The 24,299-nt window shown below is 72.8% G+C and carries 18 protein-coding genes; 7 read left to right on the top strand and 11 right to left on the bottom strand.

Annotation, left to right across the window (positions count from 1 at the left end; genetic code table 11):
• Positions 1-186: 186 nt before the first annotated feature.
• On the top strand, positions 187-1,005 hold the full coding sequence (locus tag AB0M16_RS02135; RefSeq protein ID WP_365337711.1) for an alpha/beta fold hydrolase: 819 nt from the start codon (positions 187-189) through the stop codon (positions 1,003-1,005).
• Positions 1,006-1,202: 197 nt separating this feature from the next.
• A complete protein-coding gene (locus AB0M16_RS02130; protein WP_365337709.1) occupies positions 1,203-2,768 on the top strand; it encodes a M23 family metallopeptidase in 1,566 nt (521 codons plus the stop codon).
• Between the two features lie 142 nt (positions 2,769-2,910).
• On the opposite strand, the gene pcrA is transcribed toward AB0M16_RS02130, so the two are convergent.
• On the bottom strand, positions 2,911-5,361 hold the full coding sequence (gene pcrA / locus AB0M16_RS02125) for a DNA helicase PcrA (RefSeq protein WP_365337707.1): 2,451 nt from the start codon (positions 5,359-5,361) through the stop codon (positions 2,911-2,913).
• 302 nt (positions 5,362-5,663) lie between these two features.
• Here pcrA and AB0M16_RS02120 point away from each other — a divergent pair, with 302 nt between their 5' ends.
• Positions 5,664-6,830 (top strand): C40 family peptidase, encoded by a 1,167-nt coding sequence (locus tag AB0M16_RS02120; RefSeq protein WP_365337705.1) that lies wholly within the window; start codon positions 5,664-5,666, stop codon positions 6,828-6,830.
• 40 nt (positions 6,831-6,870) lie between these two features.
• On the opposite strand, the gene AB0M16_RS02115 is transcribed toward AB0M16_RS02120, so the two are convergent.
• The gene (locus AB0M16_RS02115; RefSeq protein WP_365337703.1) at positions 6,871-7,224 is read right to left on the bottom strand and encodes a hypothetical protein; all 354 of its coding nucleotides are present in this window, start codon (positions 7,222-7,224) and stop codon (positions 6,871-6,873) included.
• 342 nt (positions 7,225-7,566) lie between these two features.
• On the opposite strand from AB0M16_RS02115, the gene AB0M16_RS02110 reads away from it, so the two are divergent.
• Positions 7,567-8,652 carry an NlpC/P60 family protein gene (locus AB0M16_RS02110; RefSeq protein ID WP_365337701.1) on the top strand — a complete coding sequence of 362 codons (1,086 nt, stop codon included), beginning with the start codon at positions 7,567-7,569 and terminating at the stop codon, positions 8,650-8,652.
• A gap of 34 nt (positions 8,653-8,686) precedes the next feature.
• Here the strand turns inward: AB0M16_RS02110 and AB0M16_RS02105 are convergent, their stop codons facing one another.
• Positions 8,687-9,397 carry a response regulator transcription factor gene (locus AB0M16_RS02105; protein ID WP_365337699.1) on the bottom strand — a complete coding sequence of 237 codons (711 nt, stop codon included), beginning with the start codon at positions 9,395-9,397 and terminating at the stop codon, positions 8,687-8,689.
• Positions 9,394-10,662, bottom strand: a complete 1,269-nt coding sequence (locus AB0M16_RS02100) for a PspC domain-containing protein (RefSeq protein ID WP_365337697.1) — start codon at positions 10,660-10,662, stop codon at positions 9,394-9,396. Before AB0M16_RS02100 ends, AB0M16_RS02105 begins: the two co-directional genes overlap by 4 nt.
• 156 nt (positions 10,663-10,818) lie before the next feature.
• Between AB0M16_RS02100 and AB0M16_RS02095 the strand changes: the two genes are divergently transcribed.
• Together AB0M16_RS02095 and AB0M16_RS02090 are read left to right on the top strand one after the other, a co-directional pair.
• Positions 10,819-12,324, top strand: coding sequence for a PspC domain-containing protein (locus tag AB0M16_RS02095; protein WP_365337695.1), 1,506 nt, complete (start codon positions 10,819-10,821; stop codon positions 12,322-12,324).
• Positions 12,311-12,571 carry a hypothetical protein gene (locus AB0M16_RS02090; protein WP_365337693.1) on the top strand — a complete coding sequence of 87 codons (261 nt, stop codon included), beginning with the start codon at positions 12,311-12,313 and terminating at the stop codon, positions 12,569-12,571. The genes AB0M16_RS02095 and AB0M16_RS02090 overlap by 14 nt, the downstream gene beginning before the upstream one ends.
• Here the strand turns inward: AB0M16_RS02090 and AB0M16_RS02085 are convergent.
• From AB0M16_RS02085 to guaA, 4 genes are all read right to left on the bottom strand, one after another.
• Positions 12,481-13,026 carry a DoxX family protein gene (locus AB0M16_RS02085; protein ID WP_365337691.1) on the bottom strand — a complete coding sequence of 182 codons (546 nt, stop codon included), beginning with the start codon at positions 13,024-13,026 and terminating at the stop codon, positions 12,481-12,483. The genes AB0M16_RS02090 and AB0M16_RS02085 overlap by 91 nt on opposite strands.
• Positions 13,027-13,159: 133 nt before the next feature.
• Positions 13,160-14,398 carry a hypothetical protein gene (locus AB0M16_RS02080; protein ID WP_365337689.1) on the bottom strand — a complete coding sequence of 413 codons (1,239 nt, stop codon included), beginning with the start codon at positions 14,396-14,398 and terminating at the stop codon, positions 13,160-13,162.
• 170 nt (positions 14,399-14,568) lie between these two features.
• On the bottom strand, positions 14,569-15,369 hold the full coding sequence (locus AB0M16_RS02075; protein ID WP_365337687.1) for a class II aldolase/adducin family protein: 801 nt from the start codon (positions 15,367-15,369) through the stop codon (positions 14,569-14,571).
• A gap of 298 nt (positions 15,370-15,667) precedes the next feature.
• Complete coding sequence (guaA, locus tag AB0M16_RS02070) at positions 15,668-17,260, bottom strand: glutamine-hydrolyzing GMP synthase (protein ID WP_365337685.1); 1,593 nt, start codon at positions 17,258-17,260, stop codon at positions 15,668-15,670.
• Between the two features lie 354 nt (positions 17,261-17,614).
• Between guaA and AB0M16_RS02065 the strand changes: the two genes are divergently transcribed.
• The gene (locus AB0M16_RS02065) at positions 17,615-18,001 is read left to right on the top strand and encodes a chorismate mutase (protein WP_365337683.1); all 387 of its coding nucleotides are present in this window, start codon (positions 17,615-17,617) and stop codon (positions 17,999-18,001) included.
• A gap of 818 nt (positions 18,002-18,819) precedes the next feature.
• Here AB0M16_RS02065 and AB0M16_RS02060 read toward each other — a convergent pair.
• From AB0M16_RS02060 to AB0M16_RS02050, 3 genes are all read right to left on the bottom strand, one after another.
• Positions 18,820-20,640, bottom strand: a complete 1,821-nt coding sequence (locus AB0M16_RS02060; RefSeq protein ID WP_365337681.1) for a GMC family oxidoreductase — start codon at positions 20,638-20,640, stop codon at positions 18,820-18,822.
• Positions 20,641-20,680: 40 nt separating this feature from the next.
• Positions 20,681-22,321 carry a succinic semialdehyde dehydrogenase gene (locus AB0M16_RS02055; RefSeq protein ID WP_365337679.1) on the bottom strand — a complete coding sequence of 547 codons (1,641 nt, stop codon included), beginning with the start codon at positions 22,319-22,321 and terminating at the stop codon, positions 20,681-20,683.
• 103 nt (positions 22,322-22,424) lie between these two features.
• Positions 22,425-24,137 (bottom strand): serine/threonine-protein kinase, encoded by a 1,713-nt coding sequence (locus tag AB0M16_RS02050; RefSeq protein ID WP_365337677.1) that lies wholly within the window; start codon positions 24,135-24,137, stop codon positions 22,425-22,427.
• Positions 24,138-24,299 lie beyond the last annotated feature (162 nt).

Raw genomic sequence — 24,299 nt, 5'->3', positions numbered from 1 at the left:
TGAACGAACGTTATCGCCAGCATCCCGCACCCGGCCGTTTCGCGGTGGGCGGCGAGGGGGAAATCACACGTGGGACATTGCTCGCTCCGCGATGGAGCCGCCACACGGGGTCGCCGTACCACCGCGCCGCCAGCCGCACGGCACGGAGGTGCGGCGCACCGCCGTACGGGACGGAGGTGGTCGGCGATGGATCTCTTCCCCACCGCACTCACCGACCGGATCGCCACTCGGCTGGCCGACCGGATGAAGGCGGGCGCCCTGGAGCTCGCCGTCCTGGCCGGCCGTCTGGTCCTCTACCCCTCCGGCCTGATCACCGAACGTCGTCGGACGACTCCGTCCGAGGAGTCGGGGAGCGGCCCGCGCCCGGTCGCGCTGGTGCACGGCTTCGTCGACAACCGCTCCGTGTTCGTCCTGCTGCGCCGCGCGCTCGCCCGGCACGGCCGTGACCGCGTCGAGTCGGTCGACTACTCCCTGCTGACCTGCGACCTGCGGACCGCCGCCGAGCTGCTCGGGCGCCGCGTGGAGGAGTTGCTCGCCCGGACCGGGCATGCCGAGATCGACCTGGTGGGCCACAGCCTCGGCGGGCTCGTCGCCCGTTATTACGTCCAGTGCCTCGGCGGTGACGCCCGGGTGCGGACCCTGGTCATGCTGGGGACCCCGCACTCCGGCACCACGTTCGTGCCCCTGCTGGGCGACGCCCATCCGCTGGTGCGCCAGATGCGGCCCGGCTCGGAGGTGCTGCGCGAGCTCGCGGGTCCGGCGCCGGGCTGCCGCACCCGGTTCGTGAGCTACTGGAGCGACCTGGACCAGGTGATGGTCCCGGTGGAGACGGCCCGTCTCGACCACCCGGACCTGATCGTCCACAACGTGCGCGTCAGCGGTATCGGGCACCTCGCGCTGCCGGTGCATCCGACCGTCGCGGCGGGCATCCTCGAGGCGCTGGACGACGGCGGTCCGGCCGTCGGCGCGCGGGACGGGTCCGCGGGAGCCGCCTCGGTGGCCTGACGGAGCGCCAGACGGCAACCGTTCTTCGAACGTTCTTCGAACACAGAGCCAAAGCTCTCTCCGTAACCCGCCGAAAGACGGCCGATTGCCCGTTTCCTGGCGGCTCGAAACCCCACGAAGATTGTCGGGCGCGCGTACCGCCGGGTACAGTCACGCCACTGCTTGACCCCCCTGCTGCCGAGGCGAGAGAGAAGTTGGTGAACGACCAGCACCCCCACGCCGGGTACGTCACGGACGCCACCCAGACCACGGGCAGCTACGCCGTCGACCCCCTGTTCGGCACCTACGACACGGGCTACGACGCAGGTCAGACCAGCCACAGCGGTTACGCCGACCAGAGCGCGTACGGCGGCTACACCGACTACAGCGGCCAGTGGGACACCGGTTCCCACGGCGCGTACACCGCCACCGGCCAGTGGGACGCCTCCGCCTGGACCGAGGCGCAGCAGACGGGCCAGTACGAGGCGGCGGCCTTCGCCTCCTACGACGCCACGGCCCAGTGGACGACTCCCGGCTTCGAGACGGGCACGTACGACGCCACCGCCTGGAACCACGCCGCCACCGAGGCGGTCGTCCCGCAGCAGTACACGCCGGAGCAGTCCCCCGAGCCCGCGTACGACTTCTCGCACGAGACCTTCGCGTCCTACGAGTCGTACGACTCCTACGCGTCGCCCGAGACGGCGACCTACGAAACGCCTTCGTACGAGACGTCCTCGTACGAGACGGCCGGGTACGAGACCTCCGGGTACGAGACGGCCGGGTACGAGACGGCCGGGTACGACGCCGCCGCCTACGAGACCGCGGCGTACGAGACCGCCACCTACGACGAGCAGCCGGCCTTCGAGCCCGAGCTCGTCGAGAACGTCGAGCACCTCGACCAGGAGCTCGACGCCTTCCACGACGCCGAGACCATGATCGCCCTGGAGATCGACCCCGATCTCGCCCAGGACCTGGACCCGGCCCCCGACGCCGGCGTCGCCGCTCGCCCCGTGCGCCGTGCCGGCGGCGGCGGCAGCCGCGGTCGGCGCCGTACGCCCGCCAAGCGCTCCGCGCTCCTGACGGTCGCCGTTCCGTCCGCGTGCGTCATGGGCGTCGCCGGCATCGCGGCGGCCTCCGTCAGCGGTCTCACCGACGGCGCCGGCACCCAGGACGACACGACGTCCATGGCCGCCGCCGACCCGGCCTCGGTCAAGCAGGTCGCCGCCAACAGCAAGCTGGACACCCAGCTCGCCGCGCTCAGCGCCGACGCCCGCGACTTCGGCGACCGCGCGAGCCGCACCCAGGAGCGCATCGACCTGAAGTTGCGCCAGGACGCGGAGCGGAAGAAGCGCGAGGAGGAGGCCGCCCGCAAGGAGGCCCTCCGCCCCAAGTTCATGCTCCCGGTCAAGCTGCACCAGCTCAGCGCCCGCTTCGGTCAGGCCGGCGTCAACTGGATGTCCACGCACACCGGCATCGACTTCCCCGTGCAGTACGGCACGAAGGTGATGGCCGCGACCGACGGCACCGTGCGCACGCAGTGGAACAGCGCCTACGGCAACATGGCGATCGTGACCGCCCCGGACGGCACGGAGACCTGGTACTGCCACCTGAGCAGCACCAAGATCCGTTCCGGGAAGGTGAAGGCCGGCGAGGTCATCGCCTACTCCGGCAACTCCGGCAACTCCACCGGCCCGCACCTCCACTTCGAGGTCAGGCCGAACGGCGGCGCGGCCATCGACCCGCTGCCCTGGCTGCTCAGCCACGGGCTCAACCCGCTGAGCTGACCCCCGCGTCCGACGCCAAGGGGAAGGGCCCCGCCGAACTCCGGCCGGGGCCCTTCCTCTTGCGCACGGCGTCCGGTGCCCGGCGCACGGCGTCCGGTGCCCGGCGCCGGGCATCCAGCTCCCGACGCCGGTGGCCGGGCGCCTACAGCTTCTCGACCGGCGCGTACCGCAGCAGCAGCCGCTTCGGCTTCTCGCCGCCGAAGTCGATCGTCGCCTGCGCGTCCGCGCCCGCGCCCTGCACACCCATGACCGTGCCGAGGCCGAACTGGTCGTGGGTGACCCGGTCGCCGACCTGGAGCGAGATCACCGGCTTGTCGCTCGTCCGGCGGGTGGCGAAGCCCGACGGGCCGGACCGGGTGCGCGAGGAGGACAGCGAGGACGTGATGCCCGAGGTCGGCCCGGCCGGCTTGGCCATCGGTCCGGTCCGCTTCCACTCCAGGTACGCGGTGGGGATCTCCTCCAGGAAGCGCGAGGCCGGGTTGTACGAGGGCTGGCCCCAGGCGCTGCGCATCGCGGAGCGGGTCAGGTAGAGGCGCTCGCGGGCGCGCGTGATGCCCACGTACGCGAGCCGCCGCTCCTCCTCCAGCTCCTTGGTCTGGCCGAGGGCGCGCATGTGCGGGAAGACGCCGTCCTCCATGCCGGTGAGGAAGACGACCGGGAACTCCAGGCCCTTGGCGGTGTGGAGGGTCATCAGGGTGATGACCCCCGCGCCCTCCTCGTCCTCGTCGGGGATCTGGTCGGAGTCGGCGACGAGCGCGACCTGCTCCAGGAACTCGGAGAGCGTGCCGCCCTCTTCGCCGCGCTCCTGCTCGAACTCCAGGGCCACGGCCGCGAGTTCCTGCAGGTTCTCGATGCGGGTCTCGTCCTGCGGGTCCGTGGAGGCCTGCAGTTCGGCCAGGTAACCGGTGCGTTCGAGCACGGCCTCCAGGACCACGGCCGGTCCGGCGCCCGAGTCGACGATGGTGCGCAGCTCCTCCATGAGCGTGTTGAAGCGCTTGACGGCGTTGGCGGAGCGGGCCGCCATCCCGTACGCCTCGTCGACGCGCTTGAGCGCCTGCGGGAAGGTGATCTTCTCGCGCAGCGCGAGGGCGTCGATCATCGCCTCGGCGCGCTCGCCGATGCCCCGCTTGGGGACGTTGAGGATGCGGCGCAGCGGCACGTTGTCCTCGGGGTTGGCGAGGACGCGCAGGTAGGCGAGGACGTCACGGACCTCCTTGCGCTCGTAGAAGCGCACGCCGCCGACGACCTTGTAGGGGAGTCCGACGCGGATGAAGATCTCTTCGAAGACGCGGGACTGGGCGTTCGTGCGGTAGAAGACGGCGACGTCGCCGGCCTTGGCCTCGCCCGCGTCGGTGAGCCGGTCGATCTCGTCGGCGACGAACTGGGCCTCGTCGTGCTCGGTGTCGGCGACGTAGCCGGTGATCTGCGCGCCGGCACCCGCGTTGGTCCACAGGTTCTTGGGGCGGCGGGACTCGTTGCGCTCGATGACGGCGTTGGCGGCGGACAGGATCGTCTGCGTGGAGCGGTAGTTCTGCTCCAGGAGGATCGTCGTCGCGTCCGGGTAGTCCTCCTCGAACTGGAGGATGTTGCGGATGGTGGCACCGCGGAAGGCGTAGATCGACTGGTCGGCGTCGCCGACGACGCACAGCTCGGCCGGGCCGAGGTCCTCGTATCCGGTGCCGACCAGCTCCCGTACGAGCGTGTACTGGGCGTGGTTGGTGTCCTGGTACTCGTCGACCAGGACGTGCCGGAAGCGGCGGCGGTAGTGCTCGGCGACGTCCGGGAAGGCCTGCAGCAGGTGGACCGTGGTCATGATGATGTCGTCGAAGTCCAGCGCGTTCGCCTCGCGCAGCCGGGCCTGGTACATCCGGTAGGCCTCGGCGAGGGTCTTCTCGAAGCCGTCGGCGGCCTGGTCGGCGAAGGTCTCCTCGTCGATGAGCTCGTTCTTGAGGTTGGAGACCTTGGCGCTGAAGGACTTCGGCGGGAAGCGCTTGGGGTCGAGGTCCAGGTCGCGGCAGACCAGGGACATCAGACGCTTGGAGTCGGCGGCGTCGTAGATCGAGAACGAGGACGTGAAGCCGAGCTTCTTCGACTCGCGGCGCAGGATGCGCACGCACGCGCTGTGGAAGGTGGACACCCACATGGCGTTGGCACGCGGGCCGACGAGCTGCTCGACGCGCTCCTTCATCTCGCCGGCGGCCTTGTTGGTGAAGGTGATCGCCAGTATCTGGCCGGGGTGGACGTGCCGGGTGGCCAGGAGGTGGGCGATGCGGTGGGTGAGCACCCGGGTCTTGCCGGAGCCGGCACCGGCGACGATGAGCAGCGGGGAGCCGGTGTGCACGACGGCGGCGCGCTGCTGCTCGTTCAGCCCGTCCAGGAGTGCGGCGGGGTCCACGACGGGGCGGTGGGCGCCGTCGCGGTAGTACGGGTCCCGTCCGGCCGGGGGCGCGTCGAAGTGCTCCCCGAAGAGGTCGTGCGGGACCTCCTCCACGGCCGGGGCGCCGTGCTCGTCGTCCTCGGGAAGGGGCGGAGGCTCCTCCGAGGAGTGGTTCTGGAGGCTCGCCAGGAAGCTGTCGTCAAAGAGGCTGCTCATCGCCTCCCGAGTTTAGGCCGCCGGACCGACAGGCGGTTGCCCCGTCCGAAAGTGACCGAAGGGAGGCGGAAGGATGCGGAGGGTATCGGTCCACATCAGGTCACGAAAATGTATCGGACATAAGGCGCACCGGGCTTCCCACCCGTCCCACGGCTCGCTAGCGTGCTCGCCCAAGCGGCCCGTCCCCTATCCCTCTCCACCGTCGGCGAACCGCGCCGAGCGGGAAGCCCACGCCGATCCAGGCCCGCCTCCCCCACGGCCGACACCGCGCGGCCGGGTGCCTCTCGGCGTCCAGGAAGGAGATGCCGGCCTTGGCGTCCCATCGCAAGCCGCGCACGACCCGCCCCCACGCCCCCGCCGTCGGTGTCACGACGGCCGCCCTCGCCTCCGTGACGCTGCTGTCCGGACAGAGCGCCCACGCCGTGCCCACGCAGCCGGCGAAGCCCTCGGTCGAGGAGGTCCAGAAGAAGGTCGACCGGCTGTACCGGGAGGCCGGAGCGGCGACGCAGGAGTACGACCGCGCCAAGGAGGCCACCGACCGGCAGCGGCGCGCGGTCGGCCGGATGCTCGACGAGGCGGCCCGCCGCACGGAGGAGATCAACGAGTCGCGCCGGGCCCTCGGCGCGTTCGCGGCGGCGCAGTACCGGGCCGGCGCGGTCGGCCCGACCGCCACCCTGATCTTCGCGGACAGCCCGCAGGACTACTTCGACCAGACGCACCTGATGGACCGCCTCTCGCAGAAGCAGCGCACGGCGGTCGCGGACTACGAGGCGAAGCGCGCCGCCGCGGCGAAGCAGCGGGCGGCCGCCGCCCGGAGCCTGACGGAGCTGACCGCCGCGCAGAAGAAGCTGCGCGGCACCAAGGAGACCGTGCAGGCCAAGCTCGCCGAGGCGCGCACGCTGCTCGCGAAGCTGACGGCCGAGGAGAAGGCGCGGCTCGCCGAGCTGGAGCGGAAGCGGCAGGCCGAGGCCCGCCGGAAGGCGGAGGCGCAGGCCGAGGCGGAGGCGGCGAAGGCGGCGGCCGAGGCCGAGCGCAGGCGGCAGGAGCAGACCCGGCCGACGCCCACGCCGACGCCGGATCCGAGTACGCCGCCGCCCTCGGGTTCGGGTTCCACGTACGCGGCGAAGGCCGCCGAGGCGCTGGCCTTCGCGCGCGCCCAGATCGGCAAGCCGTACGTGTGGGGGGCGACCGGCCCCAGCTCGTACGACTGCTCCGGGCTCACCCAGGCCGCCTGGCGCGCGGCCGGGGTCGACCTGCCGCGGACCACCTGGGACCAGGTGAAGGTCGGCGACCGGATCGCCACGGGCGACCTGCTCCCCGGCGATCTGGTCTTCTTCTACGACGACATCAGTCACGTCGGCATCTACATCGGCGGCGGCAAGATGATCCACGCGCCGAAGCCGGGGGCGTACGTGCGCGAGGAGTCGATCTACTACATGCCGATCTACGGGAGCGTGCGCCCGGTCTGAGCGTGCGCCCGGACCACGGCCCGCACGCCGCGGGCCGCGGTCACACCCAGAGCGTGGCGATGAAGATGTTCGCGACGGTCAGGCCGCCGACCGCACCGAACAGCGCCTTGTCGACCTTCTCGTCGTCGCGCTTGACGTAGACGAGGCCGAGGATCACGACGAGGACGGCGAGCTTCACGCCGATCTTGACGTTGTTCACCGTCTGGTCGTCGGCCTGGTTGAGGCCGACGAGGGCGACGCCGGTGATCAGCATGGTCAGGGCGCCGTGCAGCATCGCCGGGGTGAAGCGGGCCGTACCGGCCCCCATCGCCTTCATCTGGGTCAGGAATCCGCCGAGCAGGGCGCCGATCCCGATGATGTGCAGGGCGACGAAGACATGAATGAGTACGTCCATGGGGCGGAGCCTAACCGGGGCCATATCACCGGCCCCGGGCCGGGTCCACCTTCTCCCGGGCTTCGGTCAGGGGGCTGCCGGAAGCACCGCGGGCGCGCCGCCCGCGCGAAAGAGAACGGTCCCGGAGAGCCATCCGCCGCCAATAGCGGTCAACGCACCGCCGCCGGGCGGCCGCCAGGTTTAGCGTCCTCCCCCAGGTGACCGGCTCCCCACCACCGCCGGACTCCGACGGCTGTCGGTCACCCCCGCCGAGAAAACCGGCGGCGGCGCGTTCCCCTGTGCGGGCCGCCGCCGGCCCCGGCGGGCGGCGTCCCCCACAGGGAGAGGATGTGACCCGCCCTCGTGGCAGCGCACCGCAAGCCCAAGCAGTCCCCGCTCGGCGGCCAGGCCGCCCGCACGGCCGCCACCCTGGCCCTGGCCTCCGCCGCCACCGCGACCGTCTTCGAGGGATCCGGGCACGCCGCGCCCCGCCCGACCCCCGCTCAGGTCAAGACCGAGGTGGACCGGCTGTACGAAGAGGCCGAGGTCGCGACCGAGAAGTACAACGGCGCGAAGGAGCAGGCCGACCTGGCGCGGGCCGGCTTCGACCGGCTGCGCGACGAGGCCGCCCGCAGGACCGACCGGCTCAACCGCTCGCGCGAGGCGCTCGGCTCGATCGCCGCCGCGCAGTACCGCTCCGGCGGGCTCGACCCGGCGATCCAGCTCGCCCTGACCTCCGACCCCGACCAGTACCTGGAGCGGGCCGCGCTGGCCGAGAAGGCCGGGGACCGGCAGGCGGCGGCCATCGCGTCGGTACGGCGCGAGCTGACGGCCGTACGGCAGCTGCGCGGCGAGTCGGAGGTGCGGCTGCGGGAGCTGCGGACGCACGAGGCCGAGCTGCGGCGGCAGAAGGCCGCCGTGCAGGGGAAGCTGGACGCGGCCCGCGCCCTGCTCGCCCGGCTCACCGCCGAGGAACGGGCCCGTTACGAGGCCTCCGTGGCAGGCGGATCGCATGACGCTTCCCGCGCGTCGGGCGGCTCGGGGACGGTGGACCGGGCCGACCGGGACTCCCTGCCGCGCGGCCCGATCACAGCACCCACCAGCCGCGCCGCCGAGGCCATCGCCTTCGCCCGGGCCCAGCTCGGCAAGCCGTACGTGTGGGGGGCGACGGGCCCCTCCGCCTACGACTGCTCGGGGCTCACCCAGGCCTCGTGGCGCGCGGCGGGGGTTTCGCTGCCGCGCACCACGTACACCCAGATCAACGCCGGCCGCCGGGTCTCGCGCTCCGAACTGGCCCCGGGCGACCTGGTCTTCTTCTACTCCGGCATCAGCCACGTCGGCCTCTACATCGGCGGCGGGCAGATGATCCACGCCCCGCGCCCCGGTGCCCCCGTCCGGGTCGCCCCGATCGACGAGATGCCCTTCGCCGGCGCCACCCGGGTGGGGTGAGCCGGGCTCCGGCTCACGCCACCGGCGCGGCCGGTCAGACCAGACGGCGGGCGGTCGCCCAACGGGTCAGCTCGTGCCGGTTGGAGAGCTGGAGCTTGCGGAGCACCGCCGAGACGTGGGACTCGACCGTCTTCACCGAGATGAAGAGCTGCTTGGCGATCTCCTTGTACGCGTAGCCGCGGGCGATCAGCCGCAGCACCTCGCGCTCCCGCTGGGTGAGCCGGTCCAGGTCCTCGTCGACCGGCGGGGCGTCCGTCGAGGCGAAGGCGTCGAGGACGAAGCCGGCCAGGCGCGGGGAGAAGACGGCGTCGCCCTCCTGGACCCGGAAGATCGAGTCGACCAGGTCGGTGCCGGTGATGGTCTTGGTGACGTAGCCGCGGGCGCCGCCGCGGATGACCCCGATCACGTCCTCGGCCGCGTCGGACACCGACAGGGCCAGGAAGCGGACCGGGTCCTCCGCCGCCGCCATCAGACTCGCGCAGCGGCGCAGCACCTCGACACCGCCGCCACCCGGCAGATGCACGTCGAGGAGGACGACCTCGGGGCGGGTGGCGTTGATCACCGTGACCGCCTGGTCCACGTCGGCGGCCTCACCGACCACCTCGACGCCGGTCACGTCGGTGCGGCCGATCTCGGCCTGCACCCCGGTCCGGAACATGCGGTGGTCGTCGACGAGCACGACCCGTACCCGGCGCTCCGTGCCCCGTGCCTCCGCCGCACTCCCGGTCTCGGTCTCGTCGCTCATCCGTCCGCCCTCTCCATCTCCAGCTCCACTTCGGTGCCCCCGCCCGGTACGGATCTCAGCCGCGCCGATCCGCCGTTGCGCTGCATCCGGCCGATGATCGATTCTCGTACGCCCATCCGGTCGTCCGGCACCGCGTCCGGGTCGAAGCCGGGCCCGCGGTCCTTCACGGAGACGAAGACCGTCCGGCCCTCCACCTCCGCGTAGACCTGCACCGGCCCGCCCTCGCCACCGTACTTGGCCGCGTTGACCATCGCCTCGCGCGCGGCCTGCATCTGCGCGCCCAGTTTCTCGTCGAGCGGACAGTCGCCGACGATCACGACCTCCAGCGGGACGCCGTGCTTGTCCTCGACCTCGGCCGCGGCCCGCTTGACCGCCTCGGCGAGCGTGGCCGGCTCCTCGTCCTCGTCCTTTCCCGTGCCCTCCGGCTTGTACAGCCAGTTGCGCAGCTCCCGCTCCTGGGCGCGGGCGAGCCGGCGGACCTCGCCGGGGTCGTCGGCGTTGCGCTGGATCAGGGTGAGGGTGTGCAGCACGGAGTCGTGGACGTGGGCGGCGACCTCGGCGCGCTCCTGGGCGCGGATGCGCAGCGTGCGCTCCTCGCTCAGGTCCTGCGACATCCGGACCAGCCAGGGCCCGGCGAGCAGCGCTATCCCGGTGAGGACGGCGACGGCGGCGGTCAGCGCCGTGCCGAGCTGGGCGACCGAGCCGCGCACCACGATGAACACGGCGAGTCCCGTGCCGACCAGGGCGACGCCCACGAGCCCGCGCACGAGCTGGAGGACGCGGCGGCGCCGGCCGGGGTCGGTCCAGCTGGCCCGGCGGGCGTTGTCCGCCTGCCGCCAGACGAGGACGACACCGACGCCGATCAGCAGGGACGGCCAGACATAACGGCCGGCCTGCCGGTCGAAGTCGAGATTGCCGAGGAAGAGCGCGATGCCGAGTCCGAGCGCCATCAGCGCGAAGATCTGGCCCCGGTCGGGCTTGCGGAGGCGTCTGCGGCCGTCCGCCGTGGTCTCGAACACGGGCCGCGGGGCGGAGCGACCGCCGACACCGAGCGGCACGACGATCCAGAACACCGCGTAGAGCAGGGCGCCGAGGCCGTCCGCGAGCAGCAGGGCCACGAAGAACGCGCGCACCCAGATCACGGGCAGGCCGAGGTGTCCGGCGAGGCCGCGCGCGACACCGCCGAGCCACCGCCCGTCGGCGCTGCGGTACAGCTTGCGCACGGGCGGTTCGTCGAGGTCCGGGACACGGGCGGCTACGGGCATGGACTGATCGTCACACGTTCGGCCCTCCCCGGGCATCAGGGTCGGCCCGGATATCGACCCTGGAACCGTCTCGGGGTCCCCGCCGACCGGAAGATCAGGGTCAAGGCAGGGTCGGTCCCGGTGCCGCGGGGCGTCACGGGCGGTCACCATGGAGGCATGACGAGTACGACGCCTTCGCCCCACGAGGCCCCGCCGCCGGCGGAGGCCCCGCCCGCCCCGCCGCTGCGGCGCTCGCGCGGGCAGAAGGTCGTGGCCGGCGTGTGCGGCGGTCTCGGCCGGCACTTCGACCTCGACCCGGTGATCTTCCGGATCGCGCTCGGCGTGCTCGCCGTGACCGGCGGCGTCGGGCTGATCTTCTACGGGTTCGCGTGGCTGCTGATACCGCTCGCGGGCGAGGAGGAGAGCGAGGGCCGTCGGCTGCTGACCGGCCGGGTCTCGGGCTCCTCGCTGACCGCCGTGCTGATGGCGCTCGTGGGCTGCGGCGTCTTCCTGTCGATGCTGCACAACGGGGGGACGCTGGCGTTCGCGCTGATCCTGTCCCTCGCGGTGAGCGGCGCGGCGGTCTGGTCGCAGCGGCGGCAGTCGGTCGTGGCGACCGCCGAGGAGGGCGGCCGGATAGACGCGGCCGCGGCGCTCGCGGTCGCCGAGGCCCCGCCGGAGACGAAGGCGCCTCCGCTGGTGGAGTTCCCGTCCTGGTGGCGGGACCCGATAGTGAAGGACGGCTCGACCGGCAAGGTGGCCGTCGGCTATCTGTGGGGCCCGCACGGCGTGCTCGACGAGGACGGCACGATCGACGGCGTGGTGCCGACCCCCGGCAGCCAGTGGGGCCCGGACCCCGAGCGGCCGAGCCGGCCGACGCCCTCGACCCGGGTGCGCACGGGCCCGCCGTCCATCGGGGGCCTGGTGTTCCTGCTCGCCCTGATCGCGGGCGGTCTGGGCACGGGCCTCTCGTGGGACGGGAATCCCCTGGGCACGAGCCTGCAGATCGGCCTGGCGGCAGCCCTCGCGGTGTTCGGTCTCGGCCTGGTCGTCAGCAGCCTCGTCGGCCGGACCGGGTTCGGCACGGTCTTCCTCATGCTCGTCACGGCGGGCCTGCTCGCGGTGGCGTCGGTGCTGCCGAAGGAGATCTCCACGGTCTGGGCGCGGGAGACCTGGCGTCCGGCCACGGTCGCGGCGGTACGGCCGCAGTACGAGCTGGGCACCGGGATCGGCACGCTCGACCTGTCGGGCCTCGTCGTCCCGGCGGGGACGAAGGTGACGACACGGGTGGAGGTCGGCGCGGGCAAGCTGGAGGTGATCGTGCCGCGGAACGTGACGGTGACGCTGCGCGCCCAGGCGGGCCTCGGCGACCTCCGGCTGCCCCCGGACGGCGCGGGGGCGGTCAGGGCAACCCCGGCCACGCCGGCCACGCCGGCCGGCCCCGCCGCCCCGGCCCGGCCGTCCGCAGGGTCCTCGACGTCGGCGCAGGGACAGCCGCCCGTCCCGCCGGCGGCACCGACGCCGCCCGACGTGCCCTCGCAGCCGGGCGACATCGACATCGCGCCGGACCTCGACGAGACCCGCACGCTCACGCCGCCGCCGGGCGTCACCCCGGGCGGCACCGTCGACCTCTTCCTGGAGGTCGGAATCGGACAGGTGGAGGTCACCCGTGCCGGTTCATGAGTTCCGCCCCGGCCGGCTGATCCTGGGCATGGCCGCCCTGACCCTCGCCACCCTCTTCGCCGGGGACGCGGCGGGCGAGTGGTCGGTCGCCTGGTACGTGGTGATCCCGGTGCTGTGCGGGGCCCTCGGCCTGGCCGCCTTCGCCTCCTGGATCGCCTATCTCGTCCGCCGGCGGTCGGCGAGGAGCGCGTCCAGCGAGAGCACGGGAGCACCGGCGAGCAGCAGCGGGAGCCAGGCCATGAGATAGGCGAGGTCGTTGCCGAGGTAGTACGGGTTCACCTGCCAGCTGACGGTCAGCCAGAGGCTCAGCGAGATCAGTGCCCCGCCGAGCGCGGCCACCCGGGCGAAGAGGCCGAAGAGGGTGCCGAGACCGACGGCCAGCTCGCCCAGGGCGATGGCGTAGCCGAAGCCGACCGGGTTCTTGAGGGCCAGGTCGACGAGGGCGGGCAGCGCCGAGGTGTCCCGGACGCCCCGCATCACCTCGCCGATCGAACCGGAGCCCGTGTCGGCGAGGAATCCGGGGTCGGTGAGCTTGTCGAGCCCCGCGTAGATGAAGGTGACGCCGAGGAAGATCCGTAGCGGCACCAGCGCGTAGCGGGAGGCCAGGGCCTTCCAGCCGTCGAGGCCGCCGCCGGCGGCGGCCCCGTATCCGCCGGGGCTCCCGGAGCCCCGGCCCGTCGTTCCGTCCGTCCGTCCCGTCATCTCCGGCCGCCTCTCCACGCCCCTGCCTCTACTACGCGGAACGATTCTCCCCGGATTCCCCGTGCGCGGACATTCCCGGTGCCGCACGAGTCGGCGGGAGACGAGGGCGGACGGACGGTCGCGGGCCGACCTGTCAGTCGAGGACGTCGATCGTGACCCGGTTGGTCTCCACCCCGGCCGCCGTCACGACCGACACCTCCACCCGGCCCGGTTCCACGTCCACCGGAAGGGGGACGGTCAGGGCCGTGTCGGTGGGGTTGGCGAAGCCACCGGGGACGGGGACGAGCGGGACGTGGGCGTGGACCGGGCCGATGCGGACGACCAGCCGGGTGAGCGGATCGGGGCCCGCCGCCCCCGCCGGGACGAAGCCGGTGCCGCGGATCTCGATGTCGTCGCCGGTCCGGATCGGAGCGTCGAGGTCGCCCGCCTCCCGGGCCCGGACGATCGAGAAGATCTTGGGCCGGCCGCCCTCGGCGCACTTGCCGGCGAGGTAGCAGCTCACGGACACGGCGACGAGCAGCACGAGCGCCCAGGGCAGCTCGGGGAGCCGGTCGGGGGCGCGGCCGAGCCGTACGGCGGCGACGACCAGGACGGCGGCGGAGACCAGGACGTACTGGACGTCGGTGAGCGCGGCCCGGCCGTCGTCGTCGCAGAGCAGGTCGGCCGGGCCGGGGCGGTCGGCGCGGACCTTCTGCAACCGCCGGGCGGCGACCCGCAGGACCACGATCAGCCGGGCCGTGACAGCGGTCAGGCCGACCAGGGTGAGCACGGCGAGCAGTCCGGCGCCGCGCCGGAGGCCGAGGTCCACCTGCGGGGCGCCGCCGGCCAGCCGCAGGGACAGCAGGAGCACGGCGAAGACGCAGAGGAGGAGCCAGGCACCGGCGACGGTACGGGAGGTGGAGAGCCGGTTGTCCTCGCCGAGCAGCGGGGCGAGGACCCCACCGCGGTCGCGGTGCAGCCGGGCGACGGCGGTCAGGGCGGCGGCGAGCAGCGCGGCGGCGCCCAGGGCGGCGGTACGGGTGCCGGTCCAGCCGGTACCGACGGCGGTGAGGGCCTGCCCGAGGAGCAGCGCGAGGACGCCGCTCCACACGGCGACGAGGGTGCCGCGGTACACCCGCCCGCGCCGGGCCCCGCCGGCTTCCCGGCCGCGTGCGGTGACGCTGCGGGCGGACTGGGCGAGTTCGTCGGAGACCCACTGGCGGGAGGCGACCGGCGAGTGGGCGAGGACGGCGGGCACCCCGTGTCCGGCGGCGAGCTCGTCGCGCCGGGCGAGGAAGGCGGCGACGGCCCGCCGGTGACCGGAGCTTCCGCAGTGCGGGCAGCCGCCGCCCTCCGGATCCGCTCCGCACTGTCTCGCCTCTTGCACCGCCACGGCGCCGCCCACTTCCCGATCGGTCGTCCGGCCTCAGGTGCCGTCGTCAACTGGCTGGTGATTCCTGGGAATTGTGCCGCACCCATTGCCCGCGCGGAGGGCTCTGCACCCCTCGCGCAGGAGTGATTGAAGAGTCATCACATTGACGTAAGGGCAGCCAAGAGCACCTTCTACGACAGCAGTTCGGGCTCCGTGCGGCTGATCCGCCGCCACAGCGGCTGGTAGTTGATCCAGGCCACCAGGTCGCTGCCGAGCTGTTCGCGGGTGGTGACGGCGTCGCGGTGGTCGATGAGCACCGGCTTGCCCGCCGCCCGCGCGGCCAGCTGCACCTGCGCGCACCGCTCCATGGCGATGAACCACCAGGCCGCCGCGTCGACCGACGAACCGACCGTGAGCAGCCCGTGGTTGCGCAGCACGATCCCCTTGAAGGTGCCGAGGGCGATCGCGATCCTGCGCCCTTCCTCGGGGTCGACGGCGACCCCGGTGTAGGCGTCGTAGAGGGCGTGGTCCTGGTAGAAGGCGCAGGCCTCCTGGGTGATCGGATCGATCAGCTCGCCGAGCGCGGCGAGCGCCCGCCCGTGCGTGGAGTGGGTGTGCGCGACGGCCACGACGTCGGGCCGCGCCCGGTGCACCTGGGCGTGCACGGTGAAGGCGGCCTGGTTGACGTGGTGGGCGCCGTACACGACCTGGCCGTCGCCGTTGACCAGGACGAGGTCGCTCGCGGTGAGCTCGGCGAAGGGGGCGCCGAAGGGGTTCACCCAGTAGCAGTCGGGGTGCTCGGGGTCGCGGGCGGTGATGTGGCCGGACACCCCTTCCTCGTATCCGAGCCGCCCGAACACCCGGAGCGCGGCGGCGAGCCGCTGCTTGCGGTGGGCGCGCTCCTCGCCGGCCGTCGCGTGCACAGGCGGCATCGCGAAGTGGAGCTGCTCGACGGGGACGGGGGCCGGGACGGGTGCCGGTATCTCGGTCATGCGCCGGAAGGTAACGCCCGGCAGGTCAACTCACCAGATCCCGTACGCAGATCCCGTGGCGGATCGGGGACGTACACCCCGGACGGAGACCCCGGGACGGAGACCCCCGGACGGAGACCCCGGGACGGAGACCCCGGGACGGAGACCCCGGGACGGAGACCCCGGGACGGAGATCTCAGGAAAGAGACTCCGAGAAGGAGGTCCGGAACGAGGAGACCCCGGGACGGAGACCCCGGAAAGGAAGCCGCCGCCCCCGGTGGCGTCCGGGGGCGGCGGCTTCACACGCGGCGGGGAGGGATCACTCCCACTCGATGGTGCCCGGCGGCTTGCTGGTCACGTCGAGGACCACGCGGTTGACGTCCGCGACCTCGTTGGTGATGCGGGTCGAGATCCGGGCGAGGACCTCGTACGGCAGGCGCGACCAGTCGGCGGTCATGGCGTCCTCGGAGGACACCGGGCGCAGCACGATCGGGTGGCCGTAGGTGCGGCCGTCGCCCTGGACGCCGACGGAGCGGACGTCGGCGAGCAGCACGACCGGGCACTGCCAGATCTCGCGGTCGAGACCGGCAGCCGTCAGCTCCTCGCGGGCGATGGCGTCGGCCTCGCGGAGCAGGTCCAGGCGCTCCTTGGTGACCTCGCCGACGATGCGGATGCCGAGGCCGGGGCCGGGGAACGGCTGGCGCTGGACGATCTCCTCCGGCAGGCCGAGCTCCTGGCCGACCATGCGGACCTCGTCCTTGAAGAGCTGGCGCAGCGGCTCGACGAGCTCGAACTCGATGTCGTCGGGGAGCCCGCCCACGTTGTGGTGGGACTTGATGTTGGCGGTGCCGGTGCCGCCGCCGGACTCCACGATGTCCGGGTACAGGGTGCCCTGGACCAGGAAGGCGACCTCGGGGCCGTCCTCCTGGAGGATCTCCAGCTGAGCCTGCTCGAAGACGCGGATGAACTCACGGCCGATGATCTTGCGCTTGGTCTCCGGGTCGGAGACGCCGGCGAGGGCGGTGAGGAAGCGCTCCTGGGCGTCGACGACCTTCAGCTGGACGCCGGTGGCGGCCACGAAGTCCTTCTCGACCTGCTCGGTCTCGCCCTTGCGCATCAGGCCGTGGTCGACGTACACGCAGGTGAGCTGCGAGCCGATGGCCTTCTGCACGAGCGCGGCGGCCACGGCGGAGTCGACGCCGCCGGACAGGCCGCAGATGGCGCGCTTGGAGCCGACCTGGGCGCGGATGGCCGCGACCTGCTCCTCGATGACGTTGCCGGTCGTCCAGGTGGGCTCGATGCCGGCGCCGCGGTAGAGGAAGTGCTCCAGGATCTGCTGGCCGTGCGTGGAGTGCAGCACCTCGGGGTGGTACTGGACGCCGTACAGCTTCTTCTCGTCGTTCTCGAAGGCGGCGACCGGCACGACGTCGGTGGACGCGGTGACGACGAAGCCCTCGGGGGCGGCGGAGCAGGCGTCGCCGTGCGACATCCACACCGACTGCTCGACCGGGGTGCCCTCGAAGAGCGTCGAGCCGGCCTTGCTGACGTGCAGCGGCGTACGGCCGTACTCGCGGGCGCCCGTGTTGTCGACCGTGCCGCCGAGGGTGGTCGCCATCAGCTGGAAGCCGTAGCACATGCCGAAGACGGGGACGCCGGCTTCGAAGATCTCGCGGTCCAGGCGCGGGGCGCCCTCGGCGTACACGGAGGACGGGCCGCCGGAGAGGATGATCGCCTTCGGGTTCTTGGCCAGCATCTCGGCCACCGGCATGGTGGACGGGACGATCTCGCTGTAGACCCGGGCCTCACGGACGCGGCGGGCGATGAGCTGGGCGTACTGGGCGCCGAAGTCGACAACGAGGACTACGTCCGGGTTGGTGACGTCGGGCGCGGCAGCGGGGGGCGCTGAGGACACTACGGCGGCCTTCCGGCGGTAGGAGAGGTTCCCCCGAAGGGGGGGCTATTTGTCGATTCTACCGGCGCGCCGCCCTTGCCCTTCGTCTCACCATCCGAACCGGGGTGGCCTTCGTCTCACGATCCGGGCCCGGCTTGCCGCCGAGGCCGGGGCGGGGTCCATACTGACGCCATGCGCAAGCTCTCGACCTTCGTCTTTACCTATGGCACCGGCCGGTCCGGATGCCATGGTCGTGCTGCTTGAGCAACTGACAAGCGACTTCCCAGGCGCCCCGGGCCGACAAGGCCCGGGGCGCTCTGCGTTTCCCGGGCCGTGTCGCTCCGGGGCAACCCCGACCCACCACGAGGAGCCCCCATGAGCGCCGAGACCGCCACCACGACCGCCGAGACCGCCACCACGACCGTCGCGTCCGCCGCCACGACCGTCGCGTCCGCCGCCAAGGCCGCCGCTTCCGCCACCAGGTCCGTCGCCGAGCAGACCGGCGCCCGCACCGACGAGGCCGCGGCCCTGATCGGCGACGCGCGCGAGCGCATCGACGCGCTCGACGACCGGATCATCGGCCTGATCCAGGAACGCATGGCCGTCTCGGCCGTCATCCAGGAGGCGCGCATCTCCTCCGGCGGCCGCCGGGTGAACCTGGCCCGCGAGATGGAGGTGCTCGGCCACTACCGCGACGCCCTGGGCAAGCCGGGCACGGCGCTCGCGATGACGATGCTGGAGCTGTGCCGCGGCCGCATCTGACCGGGGGACTGCCCCGCCCCGGCGCATGTGAGTGCCGTCCCGCACCCGAGTTCGGTCACACCCTCACCCGTACGGCGCGTGACCGGGCGGCGCGCCGCTTCGTTGGTCGTGGTGTCCGTGCCAGCCAGGGGCGGGCCCGATTGAGACCACGCGTGGCTTCGCTGGGGCGTGTGGCGTACCTCCGGTACGCCGTGGGACCTCGCTCCAGCGCGCGTGACCGGACGGCAGGGGACAGCAGCCCGGTCACCCAGAAAGGGCGGTCGGTCCCGGGGACGCCCGGGACCGACCGCAACCGGCCGAACGAACGACCCGAGACCCGCCGTCCCGTTCCCCCACACCCCCGACACCTCCATCCCGACGCGGCGCCCCACCCCCCGGCGCCGCATCCTCGGCACCGCCCGCGCAGCCCTGACGCCGGTGCCGCCTCCAGGGGCCCTGCGTCCGCGACCGGAATCGCGACGCGGGGCCCCTGTGTTGCACGCCCCCGCCCTACGTGACGCGCGTCACATAAAGATCTCGTGAGTCGGCTACAACCAATCCCCCAGGTCACCGGTCATCTATGCAGCACCACCCAAGAGCTGGAGGGGCGCTGCACTCGGAGGGGGGTGCAGCGCCCTTTCACCTTTTCCGGAGTCCACCCGGCCGGCCCCGGGACCGCAGCCGGGCCGGTGTCCCGGAACCACACCCCGGCCGGCCCCGGAACACGCCGGCCGGCGTGCCGGAACCGCACCCCGTGCGGCGTGCCGAAACCGCGCCCGGGCGGCGTGCCGGACCGGCGTGGCGGACCGGCTTGTCGCGCCCCTTCCCGAACCCGCCTGTCAGGCCTTCTTCGGCGGGACCGCGGGGATGCCCAGGAAGGGCAGCTTCAGCGCGCCGAAGGCCTCGGCCGGGACGGCCGGCGACTTGGGCTCGACCGGGGCCAGCCGCACGTACGCCTCGCCCTGGCGCGGGCGCGGGTCCTCCTCCCCCTTGTTGGGCCAGAAGGACATCGCCCGCTCCGCCTGCGCCGTGATGGTCAGGGACGGGTTGACTCCGAGGTTGGCGGAGACCGCCGCGCCGTCGACCACGGAGATGCCCGGGTGGCCGTAGAGGCGGTGGTAGGGGTCGATGACGCCCGCGTCCGCGTCCGCGCCGATCGGACAGCCGCCCAGGAAGTGCGCGGTGAGCGGGGTGCCCATGAGCTCGCCGATGTTGGAACCGGCGAAGCCGTTGATCTCCTCGGCCATCAGGCTGGCGGCCCGGGTCGCGGCCTCGATCTGGGTGGGGTTGGGGGCGCCGTGACCCTGGCGGGCGGTGAGCAGGCCCTTCCCGAGGCCGCCGGGCTTGCGGTAGGTGGTCAGGGAGTTGTCCAGGGACTGCATGACCAGGCCGATGATGGTCCGCTCCGACCAGCGGCGGTTGGACAGCGAGCGGACGGCCAGCGCGGGGTGCTTGACCAGTTCGAGGAGCCAGTTGCGGACCCGGTGCGCGCCGTACGGCACCTGGAGCACGGTCATGCCGCCCATGGAGTTGGAGCCCTTGCCGTAGCGGACCGGCTCGATGTGGGTGTTGTCGTCCGGGTGGATCGACGAGGTGATCGCGACGCCCCTGGTGAAGTCGACCCGGTCCTTGCCGTGCCGCTTCCGGTAGCGGCGGTCGGTGGTCTGCGAGCCGACCAGCGCCTCGGAGTTCGTCCGGGTGAGCTCACCCAGCCGGCCCGAGATGTGGGGCAGCAGCCCGGTGTCCTTCATGCGGTGGAGCAGCGTCTGCGTGCCGTACGTGCCGGCGGCGATCACCACCCGGGGGGCGGTGAAGGTCCGGCCCGCGCCCTTCTTCTTGTTGTCGGTCGGCAGGGTCCTGACGGCGTAGCCGCCGCGCGAGTCCTCGGTGACGGCGACCACCGAGGTCATCGGGTGGACGACGGCGCCGGCCTTCTCGGCGAGGTAGAGGTAGTTCTCGTTGAGGGTGTTCTTGGCGCCGTGCCGGCAGCCGGTCATGCACTCGCCGCACTCGGTGCAGGCCTTGCGGGTGGGGCCCGCGCCGCCGAAGTACGGGTCGGCGACCTCGCCGCCCGGCTTCGCCTTCGCCGCCTCGGCACCGTCGGCGTCGTCACCGTCCCCGAAGAACACGCCGACGGGCGCCATGTGGAAGGTGTCGCCGATCCCCATCGCCTGGGCGGTGGCCTTCAGGTGCACGTCGGAGGGCGTCATCGTCGGGTTGAGCCGCACGCCCAGCATCCGCTTCGCCTGGTCGTAGTAGGGCGCGAGCTCCGTGCGCCAGTCGGTGATGTCCTTCCACTGCGGGTCGTCGAAGAACGGCGCCAGGGGCTCGTAGAGGGTGTTGGCGTAGTTGAGGGAGCCGCCGCCCACGCCGGCGCCGGCGAGCACCATGACGTTGCCGAGCAGGTGGATGCGCTGGATGCCGTAGAGACCGAGGGCCGGGGCCCACAGGAAGTTCTTCAGGTCCCACGAGTTCTTCGGCAGGCTCTCGCGGGTGTAGCGCCGGCCGGCCTCCAGGACGCCGACCCGGTAGCCCTTCTCGGTGAGGCGGAGGGCCGTGACCGAGCCGCCGAAGCCGGAGCCGACGACGATGACGTCGTAGTCGTGGGCGGCGTCCGAGCCGCCCTCGGCCTGATTCTGGGCAGGGGGTACCGCGGTCATGGCTCTCCTCGTACGAGAAAGGGGCGGGTGGGGCGGACGGTCAGCGGAGCCGCAGGGCCTTCATGACCTTCAGGGACGTGCTCATGAAGGCCGCGTACTTCTCGTCGTCCATCCCGAAGGAGGGCGCGAGCGGGATCAGCCGCTGCTGGGCCACGGTCTGGGCCTCGGTGTACTTGAGGATGCCCTCGGAGCCGTGGCGCCGGCCGAGGCCGGAGTCCTTCATGCCGCCCATCGGGGACTGCACGCTGCCGTACGCGGGGGCGTAGCCCTCGTTGATGTTGACGGTGCCGGTGCGCAGCCGGGCGGCCACCGCGTGGCCGCGGCGGGAGTCGGTGGTCCAGACCGAGGAGTTCAGGCCGTACGGGGTGGCGTTGGCGAGGTCGACGACCTCGTCCTCGTCCGTGAAGCGGTAGATCGAGACGACCGGACCGAAGGTCTCCTCGGCGCAGACGGCCATCGGGGTCTCGACGCCGTCGAGGATGGTCGGCTCGAAGAAGTACGGGCCGATGTCGGGGCGGGCGCGGCCGCCGGCGACGAGCTTGGCGCCCTTGGCGAGGGCCTCCTCGACGTGCCGGGTGACGGTCTCCAGCTGGCGCTCGCCGACGAGGGAGCCCATGTCGGCGCCGTAGGCGAGGGAGTTGCCGAGCCGCATGGCCCTCGTGCGGGCGGCGAAGCGGTCGAGGAAGGCGTCGGCGACCGACTCGTGCACGTAGAGGCGCTCGATGGAGATGCACAGCTGGCCGGCGGAGGAGAAGCAGGCGCGGACGGCACCCGCGGCGGCCTTCTCGATGTCGGCGTCCTTCAGGACCAGCATGGCGTTCTTGCCGCCGAGCTCCAGGCTGACGCCGACGAGGCGGGCCGCGGCGCCCTGGGCGACCTCGCGGCCGGTGCGGGTGGAGCCGGTGAAGGAGACGTAGTCGGCGTGCCGGACCACCTCGGGGCCGACGACCGGGCCCTCGCCGAGCACGACCTGGAACACCTCGGCGGGCAGACCGGCCTCGATCAGCAGGTCGCGGGCCCACAGGGCGGTCAGCGCGGTCTCGGTGTCCGGCTTCATGACGACGGCGTTGCCGGATACGAAGGCGGGCAGGGCGTCGCCGACGGACAGCTCCAGCGGGTAGTTCCAGGGCGCGATCTGGCCCACCACCCCGCGCGGCTGGCGCAGTTCGGTGACCTTGGTGAGGGTCGGCACGACGCCGGTGTGGTGCTTGGGGCGCAGGTAGGCGGGGGCCTTGCGGCCGTAGTGGCGCGCGGCGACGGCGACCGCCTGGACCTCCTCGTGGGCGTGCAGGCGGGCCTTGCCGGTCTCCAGCTGGATGAGGTCCAGGACCTCGCCCTGGCGCTGGAGGACCAGGTCGTGGAAGCGCAGCAGCACGGCCGCGCGGGTCTTGACGGGGGTCGCGGCCCACACGGCCTGGGCGGCGCGGGCGCGCGTGAAGGCCGCGGCGACGTCCTCGGGGGTGGCCTCCGGCAGGTCCGCCAGCTTGGCCCCGGTGAAGGGGGTGTGGTTGGCGGTACGGCCCGACCCGGCGACCCCGCGGGTCAGCCGGGCGACCAGCTCGGGCGTGACCACGTCCGCGGCGGTGCGCGCCCCCGCAGGCGCGGGCGCGACCGGGTTGGTGCGGAGGGGGGCCGCGTCGGCGACCTGGGCCGTGGTGGGAAGTGCCTGCGAGTCCGTCATGGGGGCGAGCGTAGGGCGCATTCAGCCCTTTGGGTACCCGTGAGTAACGCGTTTTCACCACGCGCGCACATCGCGCCAGCGATCACTGGCACATAAGCCCTGATCAGGGGCTTACGGCATCTCCAGGGGCTCTCCAGTACTTCTTCACGACGTCGAACTGCTCACGGGTCCGCTCCCAGCTGTCCTCCGGCGAGGCCATGTACAGGGCGTACTCGGTGCCGTCGTCGCCGTAGTACACCTGGTCGATCGCGTGGCGGGGCCCCGGGAAGGTCTGCTTCTCGATCCAGGTGAACTCCCAGACACAGGAATTGACCTGATCACGGAAGGTGTTCTGGGTCAGCCGCACCCGCTGGTACTCGGCCCGCTTCTGCACCGTCTTCTCCAGGTCGAGCATGTGCACGTACGGGTTCTCGAAGTCGGGCGACGGATCGATGCTGATGCGGATGCGGTGGCGTCCGTCGTCCGGCGTGTAGTCGATCTGGTCGCCGTCCATCTGACGCTTCCAGCCGTCCGGGACGAGCAGGCTGAAACCCTCCGGGTCCTCGACCCGGTGCCAGCCGGCGGGGACGCCGCCCTTGGCCGAATCCTTTCCGTCCTTGGCCGTGCCCTGCGTGGGGGGCGTGGCGCCGCCCTTGTCGCCCTTGTCACCCATCTGGGTCATGGCGGCGAAGACCGCACCGCCCGCGAGCAGCCCGGCGACGACCGCCGCGAGCAGCGCGAGCCGCCAGCGGCCCCGGCCTCCGGCGGAGCCGCCGCCACCGCCCGGCAGTCCGGGGACGGTGGCGCCGGCGGGCGCCGGGGCGGGGGTCGCGGAGGCGTGCGCGCGCTCCGTCGGCTCCGGGGACGCGGGCCCGCCCGCCTGGATGGCCGAGGGGTCGTCGTGCGGCACGGGCAGCGGCGTCGTCGCCGACGGCGCGGCGGCGGCCAGTTCCTCCGCGCCCACCCGCTGGGTCGGCACGAAGGCCTGCGCCGCCTGCGGCGCCCGGCCCTCCATGGCGTCGAGCAGCATCCGCTCGGCCTCGTCCGACCCCGGCCGCTGCTCCGGGTCCTTGCGCAGCAACGCCACGATGACGGGGGCGAGCGCGCCGGCCTTCTCCGGGTACGGCGGCTCCTCGGTCACCACGGCCTGCATCGTGCTGATCGGCGAGCCGCGGCGGAACGGCGAGGTGCCCTCCACCGCCGAGTACAGCGTGGCGCCCAGCGACCACAGGTCGGCGGCGGGGCCGGGGGCACCGCCGCGCACCCGCTCGGGCGCCAGGTAGTCGATGGAGCCGACGAGTTCGCCGGTGCGCGTGATCGACGAGTCGCCCTCGATCGCGGCGATCCCGAAGTCGGTGATGAGGACCCGGCCGTCGCGCGCGAGCAGCACGTTGCCGGGCTTCACGTCCCGGTGCAGCACGCCGGCCGCGTGCGCCGCGCGCAGGGCGCCGAGCACGTGCAGACCGATCCGGGCCGCCTCGCGGGGCGCGATCGTGCCGGCCTCCTTCGCCGCGTCCGCGAGCGAGGGGCCGTCCACGTACTGCATGACGATCCACGGCCGGTCGTCGTGCTCCAGGACGTCGTGCACGGTGACCACGCCCGGATGGGTGATCCGGGCCGCCGCGCGCGCCTCCTTCTGCGTCCGGGCGTGCAGGACCAGCCGGTCGGCCTCGGCCACGAACCGGCCCGCCGTCAACTCCTTGACGGCCACGACCCGGTGCAGGACCTCGTCGTGGGCACGCCAAACCTTGCCCATGCCGCCACGCCCGATGGACTCGCCCAACCGGTAGCGTCCGGCGAGCAGCAGCCCGGTGCCGGTGCTCTCAGAATGTTCCACGTGCCCCCGCCTGTTTGCTTCCGAGGCAAGGGTACGGAGGGGGAAGCGGCGCGCGAAACCTCGGGGCGACTTTGGGAACAAGTCTGTGACCAGCGGCGGTTTTCAGCCACTGGCGGTGCACGGACCGGTACGCGGCGCGGTGGTTCGGCCGGGGCGCGCGCG

This window comes from Streptomyces sp. NPDC051921 (genome assembly GCF_040680975.1).
Taxonomy (GTDB): domain Bacteria; phylum Actinomycetota; class Actinomycetes; order Streptomycetales; family Streptomycetaceae; genus Streptomyces.
Note: the sequence above shows the minus strand (reverse complement) of the source record. Positions and strands in the feature narration are given on the sequence as shown.

What these genes read in the sequence shown, in the direction of transcription:
- AB0M16_RS02065 (WP_365337683.1), top strand. Translation starts at nt 17,615, where the DNA reads ATGAGCGCCGAGACCGCCACCACGACCGCCGAGACCGCCACCACGACC.
- AB0M16_RS02105 (WP_365337699.1), bottom strand. Translation starts at nt 9,397, where the DNA reads ATGAGCGACGAGACCGAGACCGGGAGTGCGGCGGAGGCACGGGGCACG.
- AB0M16_RS02075 (WP_365337687.1), bottom strand. Translation starts at nt 15,369, where the DNA reads ATGACCGAGATACCGGCACCCGTCCCGGCCCCCGTCCCCGTCGAGCAG.
- AB0M16_RS02135 (WP_365337711.1), top strand. Translation starts at nt 187, where the DNA reads ATGGATCTCTTCCCCACCGCACTCACCGACCGGATCGCCACTCGGCTG.
- AB0M16_RS02120 (WP_365337705.1), top strand. Translation starts at nt 5,664, where the DNA reads ATGCCGGCCTTGGCGTCCCATCGCAAGCCGCGCACGACCCGCCCCCAC.
- AB0M16_RS02115 (WP_365337703.1), bottom strand. Translation starts at nt 7,224, where the DNA reads ATGGACGTACTCATTCATGTCTTCGTCGCCCTGCACATCATCGGGATC.
- AB0M16_RS02085 (WP_365337691.1), bottom strand. Translation starts at nt 13,026, where the DNA reads ATGACGGGACGGACGGACGGAACGACGGGCCGGGGCTCCGGGAGCCCC.
- AB0M16_RS02060 (WP_365337681.1), bottom strand. Translation starts at nt 20,640, where the DNA reads ATGACCGCGGTACCCCCTGCCCAGAATCAGGCCGAGGGCGGCTCGGAC.
- AB0M16_RS02100 (WP_365337697.1), bottom strand. Translation starts at nt 10,662, where the DNA reads ATGCCCGTAGCCGCCCGTGTCCCGGACCTCGACGAACCGCCCGTGCGC.
- pcrA (WP_365337707.1), bottom strand. Translation starts at nt 5,361, where the DNA reads ATGAGCAGCCTCTTTGACGACAGCTTCCTGGCGAGCCTCCAGAACCAC.
- AB0M16_RS02055 (WP_365337679.1), bottom strand. Translation starts at nt 22,321, where the DNA reads ATGACGGACTCGCAGGCACTTCCCACCACGGCCCAGGTCGCCGACGCG.
- AB0M16_RS02095 (WP_365337695.1), top strand. Translation starts at nt 10,819, where the DNA reads ATGACGAGTACGACGCCTTCGCCCCACGAGGCCCCGCCGCCGGCGGAG.